Below are 1,742 nucleotides of genomic sequence, written 5' to 3'. Positions count from 1 at the left end.
GAATCAGCCGCACTCGGCGCGGCGATGTCGGCCGCGCATCGCGGTAGGGGCGACGTGGTGCACCTGCTCCCGCTGGCCGCCGACGAGGCAGCCGACGGTGTTCGCCGTCAGCTGCTGCGCGATGCCGACGAGGTACGCCTGCTGGTTCCCGACCCGGCCGCGCAGACCGTGCTCAGCGTGACGGCCGCGGTGCTGGGCGGCGTCCAGCAGCTGCTCGCGGCACGCACCGTTCGGCTACCGATGACGCTGATCCTGATCACCCGCGGCGCTGTCGCGGTGAGCGACCGGGAGGTTCCGCAACTCCCGGCTGCCGGCATTGCCGGGCTTGCCGGCAGCATCGCCGCCGAGAACCCGCACTGGACGGTCGCAGTGGTGGACTGGAACGCGGATACCGGCCTGGAGAGCCCGGACCTCGCGGCGACCGCGAATCGGCTGAGCCGCGAAGCCGGAACGGACGGGCTGGTCGCGCTGCGCGGGGGGCATCGACTGGTCCGCGACATCCGGCAGGTCGAGCTTCACGCCTCGGCGACCCGCCCCTACCGCCGGCGCGGCGTCTACCTGATCATCGGTGGGGCCGGTGGCCTGGGACGGGTGCTGTCCGGGCACCTCGTTCGCGAGTTCGGCGCCACGGTGGTGCTGGTCGGGCGGCGACCGCTGGATGGCGATATTCGAGGACACCTCGACGAACTGGCCCGGTTGGGTGGCCAGGGCCGCTACCTGCAGGCCGACGTCACCGACGCCGACGCGCTGCGCCGGGCAATGCTGGCCACCCGGCGCGAGTTCGGCACCGTGCACGGCGTGATCCACGCGGCACTGGTCCTGCGGGATCGGACGCTCGCGCGACTGGATGTGCAGACCCTTGCCGACGTGCTGGCACCCAAGACGGTCGGAGCGGTAGCACTGGGGGAGCTGGCTCGTACCGAGAACCTCGACTTCCTCGTCTACTTCTCCTCGGCGATCTCGTTCGGGAATGCCGCCGGTCAGGGTAGCTACGCTGCCGCGAGCACTGCCGAGGACGGCTACGTCGCGCAGTTGCGCAGTCGCTGCCGTTTCCCGGTTTCCGTCGTGAACTGGGGCTACTGGGGCGAGGTCGGAGTGGTGGCCGGCGAGCGGTACGCCCAGCGGCTCGCCAGTTTCGGCGTGTCCTCGATCTCTCCTGCACAGGGAATGGCCGCCCTGGAGGCGGTCCTGTCCGCCCGGTTGCCGCAGGCACTGGTGGTGTCGGCCGACCAGGGCGGCCTGGTGGCCCTCGGCGCCCGGCCGGAGCAGCGGAACCATCCGGCAGAATCCACCCGGGCGGCGTTCGCCGCCCTGGAGGTACTGGCCGCCTCGCTGCTGTATCGACTGCTGAGCGAGCTTGGCGTGCTGCCGCCGGACGGCCGCGCCGGCTCGGTAGGGCAGGCACGCAGACGTGCAGCGGTTCGGGACGAGCACAGTGCACTGTTCGACGCGTTGCTCGCGGTGCTCGCCACCGCCGGTCTGATCGAACTCGACGGCGATGAGATCATTTCCACCGCTCAGCCGATGAGCGACGTGCCAGGGTTCCTGGCCGCCTATCCCGAACTCGCCCCGCATGTCGAACTGGTGCGGCGGGCGCTTGCGGCGCTGCCCCAGGTACTGAACGGATCCCGCTCCGGAGTTTCGGCGCTCTTCCCGGGCGGCTCGACCGAACTGGTCGAGCAGGTATATCGCGGTCATCCGAGCGCGGATCATCATCACCGGCTGATGGCCGGCGAACTCGC

At 70.8% G+C, this 1,742-nt stretch carries 1 protein-coding gene; it reads left to right on the top strand.

Features of this window, described 5'->3' with window-relative positions; genetic code table 11:
- Positions 1-1,742: SDR family NAD(P)-dependent oxidoreductase (locus VF542_RS04415; protein WP_408650495.1), on the top strand; the 1,742-nt coding region annotated here is incomplete at both ends.

This window comes from Jatrophihabitans sp., from assembly GCF_036389215.1.
In the GTDB taxonomy this organism is placed as follows: domain Bacteria; phylum Actinomycetota; class Actinomycetes; order Mycobacteriales; family Jatrophihabitantaceae; genus Jatrophihabitans_A.
Note: the sequence above shows the minus strand (reverse complement) of the source record. Positions and strands in the feature narration are given on the sequence as shown.